At 72.5% G+C, this 17,066-nt stretch carries 14 protein-coding genes; 10 read left to right on the top strand and 4 right to left on the bottom strand.

Annotation, left to right across the window (positions count from 1 at the left end; genetic code table 11):
• The first annotated feature begins 101 nt into the window (after nucleotides 1-101).
• From ACFYW9_RS29035 to ACFYW9_RS29005, 7 genes are all read left to right on the top strand, one after another.
• Entirely contained in the window at nucleotides 102-827 is a 726-nt protein-coding gene (locus tag ACFYW9_RS29035; RefSeq protein WP_389156216.1) for a class I SAM-dependent methyltransferase, read from the top strand.
• Nucleotides 828-901: 74 nt separating this feature from the next.
• Nucleotides 902-1,735: a M55 family metallopeptidase gene (locus tag ACFYW9_RS29030; protein ID WP_389156213.1), complete on the top strand. Its 834-nt coding sequence runs from the start codon at nucleotides 902-904 to the stop codon at nucleotides 1,733-1,735.
• Nucleotides 1,728-3,032, top strand: coding sequence for a M20/M25/M40 family metallo-hydrolase (locus tag ACFYW9_RS29025; RefSeq protein WP_389156210.1), 1,305 nt, complete (start codon nucleotides 1,728-1,730; stop codon nucleotides 3,030-3,032). Before ACFYW9_RS29030 ends, ACFYW9_RS29025 begins: the two co-directional genes overlap by 8 nt.
• 9 nt (nucleotides 3,033-3,041) lie before the next feature.
• On the top strand, nucleotides 3,042-5,015 hold the full coding sequence (locus tag ACFYW9_RS29020; protein ID WP_389156207.1) for an LpqB family beta-propeller domain-containing protein: 1,974 nt from the start codon (nucleotides 3,042-3,044) through the stop codon (nucleotides 5,013-5,015).
• 188 nt (nucleotides 5,016-5,203) lie between these two features.
• Nucleotides 5,204-6,130 carry an LD-carboxypeptidase gene (locus ACFYW9_RS29015; protein WP_389156282.1) on the top strand — a complete coding sequence of 309 codons (927 nt, stop codon included), beginning with the start codon at nucleotides 5,204-5,206 and terminating at the stop codon, nucleotides 6,128-6,130.
• Nucleotides 6,131-6,178: 48 nt separating this feature from the next.
• Entirely contained in the window at nucleotides 6,179-6,727 is a 549-nt protein-coding gene (locus tag ACFYW9_RS29010; RefSeq protein ID WP_351862247.1) for a GNAT family protein, read from the top strand.
• Nucleotides 6,728-6,797: 70 nt separating this feature from the next.
• Nucleotides 6,798-8,774, top strand: a complete 1,977-nt coding sequence (locus ACFYW9_RS29005; protein WP_389156203.1) for a DUF5107 domain-containing protein — start codon at nucleotides 6,798-6,800, stop codon at nucleotides 8,772-8,774.
• A 142-nt stretch (nucleotides 8,775-8,916) separates the two neighbouring features.
• Here ACFYW9_RS29005 and ACFYW9_RS29000 read toward each other — a convergent pair whose 3' ends face one another.
• Entirely contained in the window at nucleotides 8,917-9,264 is a 348-nt protein-coding gene (locus ACFYW9_RS29000; protein ID WP_351862249.1) for a VOC family protein, read from the bottom strand.
• Nucleotides 9,265-9,598: 334 nt separating this feature from the next.
• On the opposite strand from ACFYW9_RS29000, the gene ACFYW9_RS28995 reads away from it, so the two are divergent.
• Nucleotides 9,599-11,446: a transketolase gene (locus ACFYW9_RS28995; RefSeq protein WP_389156199.1), complete on the top strand. Its 1,848-nt coding sequence runs from the start codon at nucleotides 9,599-9,601 to the stop codon at nucleotides 11,444-11,446.
• Nucleotides 11,447-11,629: 183 nt separating this feature from the next.
• Entirely contained in the window at nucleotides 11,630-12,322 is a 693-nt protein-coding gene (locus ACFYW9_RS28990) for a GvpL/GvpF family gas vesicle protein (RefSeq protein ID WP_389156196.1), read from the top strand.
• Between the two features lie 93 nt (nucleotides 12,323-12,415).
• Here the strand turns inward: ACFYW9_RS28990 and ACFYW9_RS28985 are convergent, their stop codons facing one another.
• From ACFYW9_RS28985 to ACFYW9_RS28975, 3 genes are all read right to left on the bottom strand, one after another.
• Nucleotides 12,416-12,586 carry a hydrophobic protein gene (locus ACFYW9_RS28985; RefSeq protein ID WP_326784621.1) on the bottom strand — a complete coding sequence of 57 codons (171 nt, stop codon included), beginning with the start codon at nucleotides 12,584-12,586 and terminating at the stop codon, nucleotides 12,416-12,418.
• Between the two features lie 43 nt (nucleotides 12,587-12,629).
• Nucleotides 12,630-13,463: a class I SAM-dependent methyltransferase gene (locus ACFYW9_RS28980; RefSeq protein ID WP_351862252.1), complete on the bottom strand. Its 834-nt coding sequence runs from the start codon at nucleotides 13,461-13,463 to the stop codon at nucleotides 12,630-12,632.
• A 221-nt stretch (nucleotides 13,464-13,684) separates the two neighbouring features.
• The gene (locus tag ACFYW9_RS28975) at nucleotides 13,685-15,190 is read right to left on the bottom strand and encodes a bifunctional phosphatase PAP2/diacylglycerol kinase family protein (RefSeq protein ID WP_389156192.1); all 1,506 of its coding nucleotides are present in this window, start codon (nucleotides 15,188-15,190) and stop codon (nucleotides 13,685-13,687) included.
• Between the two features lie 103 nt (nucleotides 15,191-15,293).
• Here ACFYW9_RS28975 and ACFYW9_RS28970 point away from each other — a divergent pair, with 103 nt between their 5' ends.
• Nucleotides 15,294-16,913, top strand: a complete 1,620-nt coding sequence (locus ACFYW9_RS28970) for an ABC-F family ATP-binding cassette domain-containing protein (protein ID WP_389156189.1) — start codon at nucleotides 15,294-15,296, stop codon at nucleotides 16,911-16,913.
• The last annotated feature ends 153 nt before the right edge of the window (nucleotides 16,914-17,066 follow it).

The raw sequence follows: 17,066 nt of genomic DNA, 5'->3' as shown, positions 1-17,066 counted from the left end.
GTGAAGGAATGCGCCGGCGGCTTGTCGCCGCAGGCCGGGCGCGATAGACCGATCAGGCCCGCCGGGTCCCGGCGGGCGCGGTCGCGACCCCGGGAGCGGGCATGAGCGTGAGCAGTCGGTACCGAGGGGCCTGGGAGGGCTTCTGGAGCGAGGCCCCCGGCGGACAGGGCGGGGTCCTGTGGGACGCCGAGCCCGCGCTCACGGCCGCGGTCCACCTCGCCCACTTCGAGCCGTACCTGACGGCACCCGACCTGCCCCTGGTGGACCTCGGCTGCGGCAACGGCACCCAGACCCGCTTCCTGTCCGACCGGTTCCCGCAGGTCGTCGGCACCGACCTCGTGTCCGCGGCGCTCGACCACGCCCGTGCCGCCGATCCGGCGGGCCGGGCCCGGTACCGCCTGCTCGACGCGGCGGACAAGGCCGAGACGGAGGCGCTGCACGCGGAGCTCGGCGACGCCAACGTCTACATGCGCGGTGTGCTCCACCAGTCCGAGCCGGACGACCGGCAGCCCCTCGCGGACGGCCTGGCCACCCTCACGGGCGACCGGGGCCGGGTCTTCCTGGTCGAGCTCGCCCAGGCCGCCGGTCCGATCCTGCGCGCCCTGGCGCAGAGCCCGGACGGACCTCCGGCCAAGCTGGCCCCGGTGTTCCGGCACGGCATCGCCCCGGGCGAGGTCGCGGACGCCGCGGTCCCCGAGTACCTGCGCCGGGCCGGCCTCACCGTCCTCGCGAGCGGTGAGCTCCCGCTCTTCACGACCGAGCACACGTCCGACGGCGCCCTCATCGACCTTCCGTCGCGGTGGCTGGTGGCCGGACGCCCCGGGTGACACCGGTGGCCCGGACCAGGAAGAGTTGTCCACAGGCTCTGCCGGGTCCGGGCCGAAGCGCGTACGGTTTCGGCATGAAGATCCTCATCAGCGCCGACATGGAAGGCGCCACGGGCGTGACCTGGCCGGCCGACGTGTTGCCGGGGACTCCCCAGTGGGAGCGGTGCCGCGCGCTGTTCACCTCGGACGTGAACGCCGCAGTGCTCGGCTTCCTCGACGGCGGCGCCGACGAGGTGCTGATCAACGAAGCGCACTGGACCATGCGGAACCTGCTGCTCGAGCGGCTCGACGAGAGAGCGGAGATGCTCACCGGGCGGCACAAGTCGCTGTCCATGGTCGAGGGCGTGCAGCACGGGGACGTGGACGGCATCGCGTTCGTCGGCTACCACGCGGGCGCGGGCATGGAGGGCGTCCTCGCCCACACCTATCTGGCGAACTCCATCACCGGCGTCTGGATCGACGACGTACGGGCCAGCGAGGGGCTGCTCAACGCGCGCGTCGTCGCCGAGTACGGCGTGCCGGTCGTGCTGGTCACCGGGGACGACGTGGCCTGTGAGGACGCCCTCGGGTACGCGCCCGGGGCGCTGAAGGTCGCCGTGAAGGACCATGTCTCGCGGTACGCGGCCGTGTGCCGCACACCGGCCAGGACCGCCGCGGACATCCGGGCCGCGGCCAAGGAGGCGTCCGCGCTGGCAGTGCGGTACGAGCCGGTCGCCGGCGGGCCGTTCACCATCGCCGTGGAGTTCGACGCCGAGCACCTGGCCATGGCCGCCACCGTCGTACCGGGGGTCGGCCGCGTCGGCGAGCGGAAGATCGCGTACACCAGCGGCACGATGTACGAGGGGATTCGGACTTTCAAGGCGGTCACCACGATCGCCTCGGCCGCGGTGGAGGAGCAGTATGGCTGACGAACTGGCACTCGACGAGGTCGTCCGGTTCACCTCCGACCTCATCCGGATCGACACGACCAACCGGGGCGGCGGGGACTGCCAGGAACGCCCGGCCGCCGAGTACGCCGCCGCGCGGCTGGCCGAAGCGGGCCTGGAGCCCACACTCCTGGAGCGCACCAAGGGGCGGACGAACGTCGTGGCCCGGCTGGAGGGCACCGACCCGTCCGCGGACGCGCTGCTCGTCCACGGTCATCTGGACGTGGTGCCCGCCGAGGCCGGGGACTGGAGCGTGCACCCGTTCTCCGGCGAGATCCGTGACGGTGTCGTCTGGGGACGCGGCGCGGTCGACATGAAGAACATGGACGCGATGATCCTCTCGGTCGTCCGGTCCTGGGCGCGCGAAGGGGTACGGCCCCGCCGTGACCTGGTCATCGCCTTCACCGCCGACGAGGAGGCGAGCGCCGAGGACGGCTCGGGCTTCCTGGCCGACGAGCACCCCGGACTCTTCGAGGGCTGCACCGAGGGCGTCAGCGAGTCGGGGGCGTTCACCTTCCACGACGGCAGCGGACGGCAGCTGTATCCGATCGCCGCGGGGGAGCGCGGCACCGGCTGGCTCAAGCTCACCGCCCATGGACGGGCGGGACACGGCTCCAAGGTGAACCGGAGCAACGCGGTGACCCGCCTCGCCGCCGCGGTCACCCGCATCGGCGCCCACGAGTGGCCGCTGCGCATCACCCCGACCGTGCGGGCCGCCCTGACCGAACTCGCGGCCCTGTACGGCCTGGACGAAGGCCTGGACGACGTGGACGCCCTCCTCGGCAAGCTCGGTCCGGCCGCCGCGCTCGTCGAGGCGACCGTCCGCAACAGCGCCAACCCGACGATGCTGAGCGCCGGTTACAAGATCAACGTGATTCCGGGGGAGGCCGTCGCCTACGTGGACGGCCGCTATCTGCCCGGCGGCGAGGACGAGTTCCGTACGACCATGGACCGGCTCACCGGACCGGACGTCGAGTGGGAGTTCCACCACCACGAGGTGGCCCTCCAGTCGCCGCTGGACTCGCCGACGTACGCGAGGATGCGCGCGGCCGTCGAGGAGTTCGCACCCGAGGGCCATGTCGTGCCGTACTGCATGTCGGGCGGCACGGACGCCAAGCAGTTCTCCCGTCTCGGCATCACCGGCTACGGCTTCGCGCCGCTCAAGCTCCCGGAGGGCTTCGACTACCAGGCGCTGTTCCACGGAGTCGACGAGCGCGTCCCGGTCGAGGCGCTCCACTTCGGTGTCCGCGTTCTCGACCGCTTTCTGCGTACGGCCTAGGGGGACGAGATGCAGACCACGCCATACGGTTCATGGCCCTCGCCGATCGACGCGAGGCTGGCCGCCGCGCACGACGGTCATCCCGAGTTCGTCGGTTTCGTCGGCGACGAGGCCTGGTGGACCGAGCCCCGGCCGGCCGAGGGCGGGCGGCGCGCGCTGGTGCGGCGGAAGGCGGACGGCACCGAGGAGACGGTCCTTCCGGCCCCCTGGAACGTGCGCAGCCGCGTCATCGAGTACGGCGGCAGCCCCTGGACCGGGATCACGCGCCCCGAAGGCCCGCTGGTCGTCTTCGTCGACTTCGCCGACCAGCGCCTCTACCGCTGCGAACCCGGGGGCGAACCGAGCCCGTTGACCCCCCTCTCTCCGGTGGGAGGCGGACTGCGCTGGGTGGATCCGCAGTTGCGGCCGGAGCGCGGCGAGGTCTGGTGCGTCATGGAGGAGTTCACCGGCGACGGGCCCACCGACGTGCGCCGGGTCCTCGTCGCGGTGCCGCTGGACGGATCGGCGGCGCAGGACCGTGCCGCCGTGCGCGAGCTGTCCGACGGGCGGCACCGGTTCGTCACCGGGCCCCGGCTCTCGCCGGACGGCCGGCAGGCGGTCTGGCTGGCCTGGGACCACCCACGGATGCCGTGGGACGGCACCGAGGTGATCCTCGCGGACGTCACCGAGGACGGCACGCTGTCCGCCCCGCGGTCCGTCGCGGGGGGCCCGGAGGAGTCCGTCGCCCAGGCCGACTGGGCGGCCGACGGCACGCTCCTCTACGTCAGTGACCGCAGCGGCTGGTGGAACCTGCACCGCCTCGGCGCGGACGGCGAGGCGATCGCCCTGTGTCCGCGCGAGGAGGAGTTCGGCGGCCCTCTGTGGAAGGTCGGACTGCGGTGGTTCGCGCCGCTGGACAGCGGCCTGGTCGCCGTCGTGCACGGACGGGGTGCCACCGGTCTCGGGATACTGGACCCCGAGACCGGAGAGCTCGTCGACACGGCCGGCCCCTGGACCGAGTTCGCGTCGACGCTCGCCGTGCACGGCAGCAGGGTCCTCGCCGTCGGAGCCAGCCCCCGCAGCGCCCACGAGGTCGTCGAACTGGACGCCCGCACCGGGCGGACCCGGGTGATCGGCGCCGCGCACGACGACCCGGTCGACCCCGCGTACTACCCGGAACCCCAGATCCGCACCTTCACCGGCCCCGCCGGACGTGAGGTCCACGCGCACATCTACCCGCCGCACCACCCCGGCCATGTGGGCCGCACCGACGAACTCCCGCCGTACGTCGTATGGGTCCACGGCGGCCCCACCGGCAGGTCGGCCCTCGTGCTCGACCTGGAGATCGCCTACTTCACCTCCCGGGGAATCGGCGTGGCCGAGGTCAACTACGGCGGATCGACCGGCCACGGCCGGGAGTACCGCAACCTGCTGCGGGAGCAGTGGGGTGTCGTCGACGTCGAGGACTGCGCGGCCGTCGCGCTCGCGCTCGCCGACGAGGGCACCGCCGACCGGCGGCGGCTCGCGATCCGCGGCGGCAGCGCGGGAGGCTGGACCACGGCCGCCTCGCTGGCCACCACCGACGTCTACGCCTGCGGCACGATCATCTATCCCGTGATCGACCTCACCGAGTGGGCCTCGGGCGAGACCCACGACTTCGAGTCGCAGTACCTGGAATCGCTGGTCGGTCCGCTCGCGGAGGTGCCGGCCCGGTACACGGAGCGGTCGCCGTCCACGCACGCCGACAGGATCACCGCGCCCTTCCTGCTGCTCCAGGGGCTCGACGACGCCATCTGCCCGCCCGTGCAGTGCGAACGCTTCCTGGCCCGCGTCGAGGAGCAGGGCCGCCGGGTCCCGCACGCCTACATCGCCTTCGAGGGAGAGGGACACGGTTTCCGGCGCGCCGAGACGATGGTGCGCGCCCTGGAGTCCGAACTCTCCCTGTACGCGCAGGTCCTCGGACTGAACCCGCCCGGCATCCCCACCCTGGAGCTGTCCAAGTGAGACGGTCGGCAGCCATCGGCACATGAACCGACAGCACCTGAACCGACAGCACATGAACCGACAGCACATGAGCACCGGCACATGAGCACCAACACATGACCGCCCAGCACATGAGCACCAGCACATGAGCACCAACACATGAACCATCAGCAACTGGAGTACCACGAGTGACCCGAACGACCGCACCGATCACCGAACTGACCAGGCCCGCGCGGCTCGCCGCCGGGGCCAGGGTCGCGGTGGTCGCGCCCAGCGGACCCGTCCCCGAGGAGCGGCTCGAAGCCGGCCTCGACATCCTGCGCGGCTGGGGCCTGGACCCTGTGGTGGCACCCCATGTCCTGGACCGGCACACCGAGTTCGCCTATCTGGCGGGGACGGACGCGGACCGGGCCGCCGACTTCCAGGCGGCCTGGTGCGACCCGGACGTGGCCGCGGTCCTGTGCGCCCGCGGTGGCTACGGCGCTCAGCGGATGATCGACCTGCTCGACTGGGACGCCGTCCGGAACGCGGGTCCCAAGGTCTTCGTCGGCTTCAGCGACATCACCGCACTGCACGAGGCGTTCGCCACGCGGGTGGGGCTCGCGACCCTGCACGGGCCGATGGTGGCGGCCGTCGACTTCCTGAAGAACACGCGGTCGCAGGAACATCTGCGGACGACTCTCTTCGAACCCGAGTCGGTGCGCACCATCGCCTCCGGCGAGGCCGCCGCGCTCGTGCCCGGGAAGGCCCGCGGGGTCACGCTCGGCGGCTGCGTCAGTCTGCTGGCAGCCGAACTCGGCACACCGCACGCCCGCGCCGGTGCCCGGGGTGGGCTGCTCCTGATCGAGGACATCGGCGAGGAGGCCTACCGGCTGGACCGGATCCTGACGCAACTGCTGCGCAGCGGCTGGCTCGACGGAGTGTCCGGGCTCGCGCTCGGCTCCTGGGTGGACTGCGGACCCTACGAACGAGTCCGCGCGGTGTTCGCCGACCGGCTCGGCGCACTCGGCGTTCCGGTCGTCGAGCACTTCGGGTTCGGGCACGCGGAGGGGACGCCGACGATGCCGTTCGGCGTCCGCGCCGAGCTCGACGCGGACGCCGGGACACTGACACTGGAGGAGCCCGCGCTGCGCTGACCTCTGTGTGAGGCTGCCGCCGAACCGGCGCTCGCGTAGGGTGACCGGATGCCTGAGAACGCCGGCTGTCTCGCCGAGGGCCCCCGTGTGGGCATCCGTCACTTCACCCTGGAGGACGGCGCGGAGTTCACCGCACGGGCCAGGGAGAGCAGGAGCCTGCACCGCCCCTGGCTCTTCCCGCCCGCCGACGTCGACGCCTATGCCGCCTACGCGGGGCGGCTCATCGAGGATCCGACCAAGGCCGGGTTCCTCGTCTGCGAGCGGGACGGCGGGGGGATCGCCGGGTTCATCAACATCAACAACATCGTCCGGGGCGGCTTCCTGTGCGGTGCCCTCGGCTACGGCGCCTTCGCGCACGCGGCGGGGCGCGGGCTGATGACCGAGGCACTCGGCCTCGTCGTGCGGTACGCGTTCGGGCGGATGGGCCTGCACCGGCTGGAGATCAACGCGCAGCCCGGCAACGCGGGGTCGATCGCGCTCGCCCGGACCTGCGGCTTCCGGCTCGAAGGCTTCTCGCCGGCCTTCATCCACATCGACGGTGCCTGGCGGGACCACGAACGGTGGGCGATCACCGCGGAGATGGTCAAGCCCGGCTGACGCCTTTACGGAATCCTGACCGGATTCTGATGAGCGGACACCCTGGTCAGCAGGCCGATGACCATGTTCCATGGTCATCGTGACGACGATCCGACGTGACGTACTGGCCCTTCCGGCCGCGGAACTGGGCCCGAGCAACCCGCTGCCGCCGCTGCGGACCCTCGACGAGATGCACCGTATCGACGACCGCGACCGTGTCGGCCTGCCGGGCGACATGGCCCGGCAGATCGGGTACGAGCCGCTGCGCAGCGTGCTGCCGGAGCACATACGGGACGGGTACGCGCGAGAACGGGCGCCGCGCGAACTCGACACGATAGTGATCGAGAACGACCGGCTGCGTGCCACCGTGCTGCCCGGCTACGGGGGCCGCGTCGTCTCGCTCTTCCACAAGCCCACCGAGACGGAACTGCTCTACACCAACCCGGTGCTCCAGCCGGCCTGCTTCGCCCTCAACGGCGCCTGGTTCTCCGGCGGCATCGAGTGGAACATCGGAGCCACCGGGCACACCACCCTGTCGTGCTCACCCGTCCACGCGGCCCGCGTCCCCGCCCCGGGCGGCGGCGAGATGCTGCGCCTGTGGGAGTGGGAACGCCTGCGCGACCTCCCCTTCCAGGTCGATCTGTGGTTGCCGGACGGCTCCGACTTCCTGTACGTCGGCGTCCGCGTCCGCAACCCGCACGAGAGGCCCGCCCCGCTGTACTGGTGGTCCAACATCGCGGTCCCCGAGGAGCGCAGGGTGATCGCCCCGGCCGAGGAGGCCTGGCACTTCGGCTACGAGCGACGGCTGCGCCGGGTGTCCGTGCCGGCGTACGACGGGACCGACCGGACGTACCCGCTCAACAGCGTCTTCCCCGCCGACTACTTCTACGAGGTGCCCGACGGGCGGCGCCGCTGGATCGCCGCGGTCGACGAGGCGGGCGAGGGGCTGGTCCAGACGTCCACCGATGTCCTGCGCGGCCGCAAGCTCTTCGTCTGGGGATCGGGGCCCGGCGGGCGGCGCTGGCAGGAGTGGCTCACCGAGCCGGGGACCGGCGGGTACTGCGAGATCCAGGCCGGACTCGCCCGCACCCAGCTCGAACACGTCAGGCTGGAGGCCGAGAGCGACGTCTCCTGGCTGGAGGCGTACGGGCCGCTGTCCGTGAGCCCTGAGCCGGCGCACGGGGCCGACTGGGAGGCCGCGCGGGCGGAGGTCGAGGGCCGTCTGGAGAGCGCCCTGTCCCGGGACGCGGTCGAGGCCGCGTACGCCGCCTGGCTGCCGCACGCCGACACCGCGCCCGGCGAGGTCCTCGCCGTCGGTTCCGGCTGGGGCGCGCTCGAAGTGCTGCGCGCCGAGCACAAGTTGCCCGGGACGCCCTTCGAGGAGAGCACGCTCGGCGAGGACCAGGAGTCGTGGCGGGAACTGCTGAGCTCCGGCGCGTTCCCCGAGCTCCGGCGGGTCGGACCGCCCGGCGGGACACTGGTGGCCTCGCACTGGCGCGACCTGCTGGAGACGGCACCCGCCACTCCGGCCGCCGAGTACCACCTCGGAGTCGCCCAGTGGCATGCCGGAGACGTGGCGCAGGCCGTGCGGAGCTGGGAGCGGGCGCTCGAACTCGCCCCGTCGCGGTGGCCGTTGCTGCGCTGCCTCGCCGTCGCGGACCAGGAGGCCGGCAACGACGAGCGTGCCGCGGACCGTTATGCCGAGGCCTTCGACGACCTGTGCCGGGAGCGGTGCGACGACGCGGAGCGGTGGACCGCGGCGACCGCCGCGCTCGGCCGCGAGGCCGTCGAGGCGCTGCTGAAGGCCCGCCGTCCCGCGCAGGCGCGTGCCGTCTGGGCGCGGCTGCACCCCGGAACCCGGGACCGCGGCCGGTTCCGTCTCGTCGAGGCGGAACTGCTGCTCGCCGAGGGCCGTCGCGAGGACGCGCGGGCGGTCTTCGACGCGGGCTTCGAGGTCGCCGACCTGCGCGAGGGGGCGGAGACCATCGACCGGCTGTGGTCCCGGCTGAGCGACGAGCCCCTGCCGGCGCGCTACGACTTCCGCATGCGGCCGCCGTCCACGCCCTGAACCTGTCGCGGTCACCGCTTCGGGAGCAGGGCCCCGTGATCACGCCTCGGGTGCTCCACCGCCGGGTGGAGCACCCGCGTCGTGCCGTGTCGGATCGTGCCGCATCGGATCGTGCCGGGTCGCGTCGCGGGGCGGGCGCCTGTCAGCCGTGGCGGTCCGCGTACTCGTACACCGACCCGTCGGGATGTACGGCGATGAGGTTGCGGCCCGCGGGTGTCTCCACCGGGCCCGCGACGACACGGGCGCCGAGACCGGTGAGGACCCGGCCGGTCTCCTCGACGTCCTTGACGGCGATCGTCGCCGCGACCTTGCGCAACACGTCGAGTTCGGACGCGGGCCCGCTCATCAGCAGGAAGCAGCCGACCGCGGCGACCGACACGCCGCCGCGCTCGAAGCGGAGCGCTCTGCCGCCCGCGAGCCGTTCGTAGAAGGGGACCGCAGTCTCCAGGTCGTCGACGCAGACGCGCAGCGTGGCTCCCAGAATCTCCATGGGGGCGAGCCTAGTTGGGCGCATACGGCGGGGGAGATCGATTCGGACGATCGCCCTCGGCGCCCGGGCGTTCACGTTGTGTGTCCGGCCGTGCGGGTGACGGCCCCGAGGGGCGGCCGCACCGGGCGCGACAGGAAACCGCCCGGGGTGCCGGTCGCGTGAAACACCGGGCGTGCCCGCGTTTGGGCTCCCGGCTCAGGGGGACGCGGAAAGCCCGTACGGCGGGCGGAAACCGGCCCCGCACCGCGCTCATGAGGGAGGCCGGAGCACCGGGCTGTCCGGAAGCCGCTGTCCAGAGGCCACCGGCCTCGGGGGAGACGTAGGAAGGAGCATCATGAACACACGCGGGCTCATCGACCTGGCCCGGCAACTGCGCGTCGACAGCGTCCGGGCCGCCGACGCCGCGGGCTCGGGACACCCGACGTCGTCCATGTCCGCCGCCGACCTGATGGCGGTCCTGCTGGCCGAGCACACGCGCTACGACTTCGAACGCCCCCAGCATCCCGGCAACGACCGCTTCGTCCTCTCCAAGGGACACGCCTCACCCCTCCTGTACGCCGCGTACAAGGCCGCAGGCGCCCTGAACGAGGCCGAACTGCTCACCTTCCGCAAGGCGGGCAGCCGGCTCGAAGGGCATCCCACGCCCCGGCGGCTCCCGTGGGTCGAGACCGCCACCGGATCGCTCGGCCAGGGGCTGCCCGTCGGAGTCGGCATCGCGCTCGCCGGAAAGCGGCTCGACCGCACCGGATACCGCGTCCGGGTGCTGTGCGGTGACAGCGAACTCGCCGAGGGCTCCGTGTGGGAGGCCGCCGAGCACGCGGGGTACGAGCACCTCGACAACCTCACCGTGATCGTCGACGTCAACCGCCTGGGCCAGCGCGGGCCGACCCGGCACGGACACGACCTCGACGCGTACGCGCGCCGTTTCGGGGCCTTCGGCTGGCACACCGTCCAGATCGACGGACACGACGTGGAGGCGATCGACCGGGCCTTCACGGAGGCGGACTCCACGACGGGACAGCCGACCGTCATCCTCGCCCGCACCCTCAAGGGCAAGGGCGTGGCATCGGTCCAGGACCGCGAGGGACTGCACGGCAAACCGCTGCCGGACGCCGCCGGGGCGATCGCCGAACTCGGCGGGGTGCACGACCGCCGGGTGGTCGTCCAGCAGCCGCCCGCCGCCCGGATGCTGCACGCCGTACGGTCCGGACACCTCGACCTGCCGCGGTACGAGACCGGTGACGAGGTCGCCACCCGCGACGCCTTCGGAAAGGCACTCGCCGCGCTCGGCGACGCCCGCGGCGATGTCGTCGCCCTGGACGGCGAGGTCGGCGATTCGACCCGTGCCGAGTTCTTCGCCAAGGACCACCCCGAGCGCTACTTCGAGTGCTACATCGCCGAGCAGCAACTGGTCGCCACCGCCGTGGGCATGGCCACGCGCGGCTGGGTGCCGTACGCCTCGACGTTCGCGGCCTTCCTCACCCGGGCCCACGACTTCGTCCGCATGGCCGCCGTCAGCGGTGCCGGCATCAACCTCGTCGGCTCCCACGCGGGCGTCTCCATCGGCCAGGACGGGCCTTCGCAGATGGGCCTGGAGGACCTGGCGATGTTCCGGTCCGTGTACGGCTCGACCGTGCTGTACCCGTGCGACGCCAACCAGACGGCCAAGCTCGTCGCCACGATGGCGGGCCTGGAGGGCGTCCGCTATCTGCGCACCTCACGCGGTGAGAGCCCCGTCATCTACAGCGCCACCGAGGAGTTCCCGGTCGGCGGCAGCAAGGTGCTCCGCGCCTCCGCCGACGACCGGCTCACGCTCGTCGCCGCGGGTGTCACCGTCCACGAGGCGCTGGCCGCCGCGGAAGCACTCGACCGCGAGGGCATCCAGGCCCGCGTGATCGACCTCTACTCGGTCAAGCCCGTGGACCGCGCGACCCTGCGCGAGGCCGCCGAGGAGACCGGCTGCCTGGTCACGGTGGAGGACCACCGTGAGGAGGGCGGTCTCGGGGACGCGGTCCTCGACGCCTTCACCGACGGACGGCCCGTGCCCCGTCTGGTGCGTCTCGCCGTCCGTACGATGCCGGGCTCCGCGAGTCCGGAGGAGCAGCTCCACGCCGCGGGCATCGACGCCGAGTCGATCGCGGCGGCGGGCCGTCTGCTGGTCGGGACGGCCATGGTGCGCTGACCCGTCCCGGGCCCGGGACGGGAGAAACGCCTTGCTGCCCTGACCGGCCCGGGACGCGGGACGAGAGAAACGTCGTGGTGCGCCGACCGCGCCGGCGGGTCGCCGTGGTGCGCCGACCGGACTCCGGAGGGCACCATGGTCAGTACGCCGCGGGGGTGCGGGGGGAAGCGCGGGAGGAGACTCATGAGCGCTCTGCGCTATGTCTACGCGATCTGCCGCCCCTTTCCGGCGGCGCTGTCGGCCGAGCTGGCCGGGGTCGGGGGCGTCCCGCCCAGACTGCTGCGCCACGACGGCCTGATCGCCGTGGTCGGCTCGGTCCCGGAGCGGGATTTCGACGCGGAGCCGCTGCGCCGCCGGCTGGAGGACGTCCACTGGCTGGAGGCGACGGCCCGTGCCCACCAGGGCGTCATCGACGCGCTCACCGCCGTCACCAGCCCGCTGCCGCTCCGGCTCGCCACCGTTCTCCGGGACGACAGCGGCGTACGCGTGATGATGGACGAACGCCGGGAGGATTTCGAGCGGACGCTCGACCGGCTCGACGGACGCGTGGAATGGGACGTGAAAGTGTATGCCGAGACGGCCGATGCTTCCGGGGATTCCGGAGAATTCACGCGCCGACTGCACGGCACCCTTTCCGAGTGCGCCGAGGAGAACAGGCTGCTGACCCCGAGGAATCCGGAAGAGGGTTCCCGAATTCTTGACGCGGCCTATCTGGTGCCGCGCGCGGACTCGGGGGAATTCCTGGAGCGGGTGAACGGAAGTGTGGGCGAGGAGCCGGGGATGCGCGTGGAGCTGACGGGGCCGTGGGCGGCGTACTCCTTCACGGGGTCCACGGGCCTCACCGGGTTCGCCGGCCTCACGGGCTGTACGGGCTGAATGGCGCGGAGCGCGGCCCGGGTTCCAGGACCGTCCTGGAACCCGGGCCGCGCGAAGCTGTTTCTCCCCGAGCTCTTCCCGAAGAGGGAAGGGCTACCACCTGTACCAGCGGCCCCGGCTTCCGGAAGCGCTCGTGCCGCGCACCAGGAATCCGAGCAGCCACAGGACGATGACCACCAGTGCTATCCACCACAGGATCTTCAGTGCGAATCCGGCACCGAAGAGAATCAGCGCGAGCAACAGAACGAGCAGAATGGGAACCATAATGTGAGACCTCCTGCGTTCCGGTTTTCCCGATACCGCGGAATCAGGCTTCCTTTCGGCAGAGAATTTCTCCGTGCAGGACGGAGAACCAGCCGTCCTCCTGCCGTCCCCACTGCCGCCAGGCGTCCGACACCGCCCGCAGTTCGCCCGTGTCCGCGTGGCCCCCTTCCGTCGCCCGCTCCGCGTACGCCGAGGCCAGCGTGCGGTCGGCCCACAGCCCGCTCCACCACTCCCGCTCGTCCTCGGTGGCGAAGGTCCAGGTGCTCGACGTGGCCGTGATGTCCCGGATCCCGGCTGCCAGCGCCCAGGACTTGAGACGGCGGCCGGCGTCGGGCTCGCCCCCGTTGGCGCGGGCGACGCGCAGGTACAGGTCCAGCCACGCGTCCATGCCCGGGGTGGACGGGTACCAGGTCATGGAGGAGTAGTCCGCGTCGCGGACCGCGATGAGCCCGCCGGGCTTGGTGACCCGGTGCATCTCGCGCAGCGCCCGCACCGGATCGCCCACGTGCTGGAGCACCTGGTGGGCGTGGACCACGCAGAACGTGTCGTCCGGGTACTCCAGCGCGTGGACGTCCGCGACGGCGAACTCGACGTTGCCCAGGCCGCGTTCGGCCGCCGTCCGGCGTGCCTGGTCGAGGATGCCGGGCGCGTGGTCGACGCCGGTGACGTGGCCGTCCGGTACCCGTTCGGCCAGGTCCGCGGTGATGGTGCCCGGTCCGCAGCCGATGTCGAGGATCTTCATGTGCGGCTTCAGCGAGTCGAGCAGGTAGGCCGCCGAGTTGGCGGCCGTACGCCAGGTGTGGGAGCGCAGCACCGACTCGTGGTGGCCGTGGGTGTAGACGGCGGTCTCCTGCGGTTTCGACTGCGACTGCGACATGACCGATCCCCTTCTCGTACGGGCCTCGCGGAGGGGTGCGCACTCCCTGAGGCGATGTCATCACCGTACGCGGTCATGCCGAATAGTGAGACCTGTATCTTGCGATGTGGACACCGGGTGGGCGGTGGCAGCCGCGCGGGCGCGCACGGACGGTCGCGAGGGCACGACGTACGGGCCCGGCCAGGGAGGGGAGGGAGGGGCGACCGACGCGCGGGAACGGGTCAGTGCGCGGGGAACGGGCGGTAGACGGTCAGCGCCTCGCGGCTCTTGCGCAGGGTCACCTCGCCGCTCACCTCGGTGACCTCACCGTCGTAGGCCAGCAGCGTGCCGGGAGCCACGCCCTCGATGCGCAGCCGGCCCACCCTTACGGCCGCGTGCGCGGGCGAGCGGGTGAGGGGACCCGCGAAGGCCGCGGCCAGCAGCCGCACCGCGGGATGACGGCCGCCGTGCACGACCCTCACGTCGAGGCGGCCGTCCGCGAGGTCGAAGCGGCGGGCGGGTGCCAGCCCCATCCGGTGGTACGTGCCGTTGCCGGCGAACAGCAGCCACAACGGGTGCGTACGGCCGCCGAGTTCGGCCCGCAGCGGGTGATGGTCGGCGCGCAGCACACGCAGGGCGCCCAGCACTCCCGCCGGCCAGCTGCCGATCACCCTGGACCAGTTCTCCCGCTCGCGCACCAGTTCCGGATAGATGCCCAGGCTGCACGTGTTGAGGAAGATGCCGTTCGTGCCGCCCGACGCGAACCGGCCCACGTCCACCCGGACCGCCTCGCCCTCCTGGAGCGCGCGGACCAGATCGCGTTCGCCCTCCACGCCGAGATCGTGGGCGAAGTGGTTGAGCGTGCCGCCCGGCAGCACGGCGAGGGGGATCCCGTGGCGCAGGGCGACCTCGGCCGCGGTGTTCACGGTGCCGTCGCCGCCGCACACGCCCAGCACCCGGGCGCGGGTCGCCGCCTTCTCCAGCTCCTCCCGCAGGTCGCGGGGCTCGCACTCCACGATCTCGGCCCCCGGCAGCGCTCCGGCCAGCGCGCCGACCCGCTCCGAGGTGCCCGAGCCCGTGTTGGCCACCATGACCAGGCCCTCGCCCTCACCGTCGGCCAGCGCGGGCGCGTCGGTGCGCGGACGGCCGGGCGGGGTCACCTGGTCGCGGGTGGGCACGAGCGCGCGCACGGCGTACGCGGCGCCGACGCCCAGGGCCGCGCCGGCCAGGACATCACTCGGGAAGTGGACGCCGGTGTAGACGCGGGACAGTGCCACCGCCGCGGCCAGTGGTGCGACGGCCGCGCCCCAGCCGCGGGACTCCAGTGCCATCCCCGTGGCGAAGGCGGCGGCGGAGGCGGCGTGTCCCGACGGGAACGACGTGGTGATCGGCTGGCGCTTCAGCTGCCTGATCGCGGGGACCGGGTCCAGTCCGGGGCGGGTGCGGCGTACCGAGCGCTTGCCGAGCGTGTTGATGGTGGCGGAGGCGAGGGCGAGCGAGGCGACACCCCGTGCGGCGGCCCGGCGGGCCCGCGGGGTGCGGCTCGCCGCCACGGCGGCGGCCGTCGCGAACCACAGGACACCGTGGTTCGCGCTCCGGCTCAGCCGCGGCAGCACGGGGTCGCCGCCCGGCCAGTGCCGCGCCGCGACCGCCTCGAAGAGGCGGCAGTCCAGGCCGAGCAGGCGGTCCCGAAGGGCGTGGCGGCCCGGTACGAGGGCGGTCAGGTCGACATCCGGGGTCGTGGTCATGCGGGTCCGTCTACCCCGGATCGGACGGTTCCCGCCCCCGCCCCCGGCCCTTCGTCGCATACGCGTTTGCCCCGCACCCCCGCTCCCCGGAGAATGCCTGCCCATGGGACATCTCGAAGCCGCGCACCTTGAGTACTACCTTCCCGACGGGAGGGCGCTGCTCGGCGATGTGTCGTTCCGGGTCGGGGAAGGCGCCGTCGTGGCCCTGGTGGGGCCCAACGGCGCCGGGAAGACGACGCTGCTGCGGCTGATCTCGGGAGAGCTCAAGCCGCACGGAGGAACCGTGAACGTGGGCGGCGGGCTCGGCGTGATGCGGCAGTTCGTGGGGTCCGTGCGCGACGAGACGACCGTGCGCGAGCTGCTCGTCTCCGTGGCCCCGCCCCGGATCCGCGAGGCGGCGAAGGCCGTGGACGCCGCCGAGCACGCGATGATGACCGTCGACGACGAGGCGTCACAGCTCCGCTACGCGCAGGCGCTGTCCGACTGGGCCGAGGTCCGCGGGTACGAGGCCGAGACCCTCTGGGACATGTGCACGATGGCGGCCCTCGGCATCCCGTACGAGAAGGCCCAGTGGCGGCTGGTGAGGACCCTGTCCGGAGGTGAACAGAAGCGCCTGGTGCTGGAGGCGCTGCTGCGCGGCACCGACGAGGTGCTCCTCCTCGACGAGCCGGACAACTACCTCGACGTGCCCGGCAAGCGCTGGCTGGAGGAACGGCTCAAGGAGACCCGCAAGACCGTCCTGTTCGTCTCCCACGACCGCGAACTCCTCGCCCGCGCCGCCCAGAAGATCATCAGCGTCGAGCCCGGCCCGGCCGGCGCGGACGCCTGGGTGCACGGCGCCGGATTCGCCACCTACCACGAGGCCAGGCGCGAGCGGTTCGCGCGCTTCGAGGAGCTGCGCAGGCGCTGGGACGAGAAGCACGCGCAGCTCAAGAAGCTGGTGCTGAACCTCCGTCAGGCGGCCGCCGTCAGCCATGAGATGGCGTCCCGCTACGCGGCGGCGCAGACCCGGCTGCGCAAGTTCGAGGAGGCCGGACCGCCTCCGGAGCCGCCGCGCGAGCAGGACATCAAGATGCGGCTGCACGGCGGGCGGACCGGGGTGAGGGCCGTGACCTGCAAGGGACTCGAGCTCACCGGTCTGATGAAACCGTTCGACCTGGAGATCTACTACGGCGAGCGTGTCGCCGTCCTCGGCTCCAACGGCTCGGGGAAGTCGCACTTCCTGCGGCTGCTCGCGGGCGGCGACGTCGCGCACACCGGCGAGTGGAAGCTCGGCGCCCGCGTGGTCGCCGGCCACTTCGCGCAGACGCACGCCCACCCGGAACTGGAGGGCCGCACGCTCCTGGACATCCTGTGGACCGAGCACGCGCAGGACCGCGGAGCGGCGAGTTCCCGGCTGCGCCGCTACGAGCTGACCGCGCAGGCCGAGCAGCGCTTCGAGAAGCTGTCGGGCGGCCAGCAGGCACGTTTCCAGATCCTTCTCCTGGAACTGGAGGGCTCGACGGCCCTGCTCCTCGACGAGCCGACCGACAACCTCGACCTGGAGTCCGCGGAGGCACTTCAGGAGGGCCTGGAGGCGTACGAGGGGACGGTCCTGTCGGTCACCCACGACCGCTGGTTCGCCCGCTCCTTCGACCGTTACCTGGTCTTCGGCTCGGACGGCCGGGTACGGGAGACACGGGAGCCCGTGTGGGACGAGCGCCGCGTGGAGCGCGAGCGGTAGGAGCCGTCCGGTGCGGTGACCTCACGCGGGCGGGCCCCGGTGGGGACGCCGGACGCCGGACCCGTCCCGGGGAGGCCCGGCACCCCGGATGTTCGTAGAGTGGAGGGAGTGGGTCTCGACCCACGGCTCCCTCCCGGAGGCCGCTCGGGGCAG

This window comes from Streptomyces sp. NPDC002698 (assembly GCF_042888945.1).
Lineage (GTDB): Bacteria > Actinomycetota > Actinomycetes > Streptomycetales > Streptomycetaceae > Streptomyces.
This window is presented reverse-complemented; position numbering and strand designations above follow the sequence as displayed.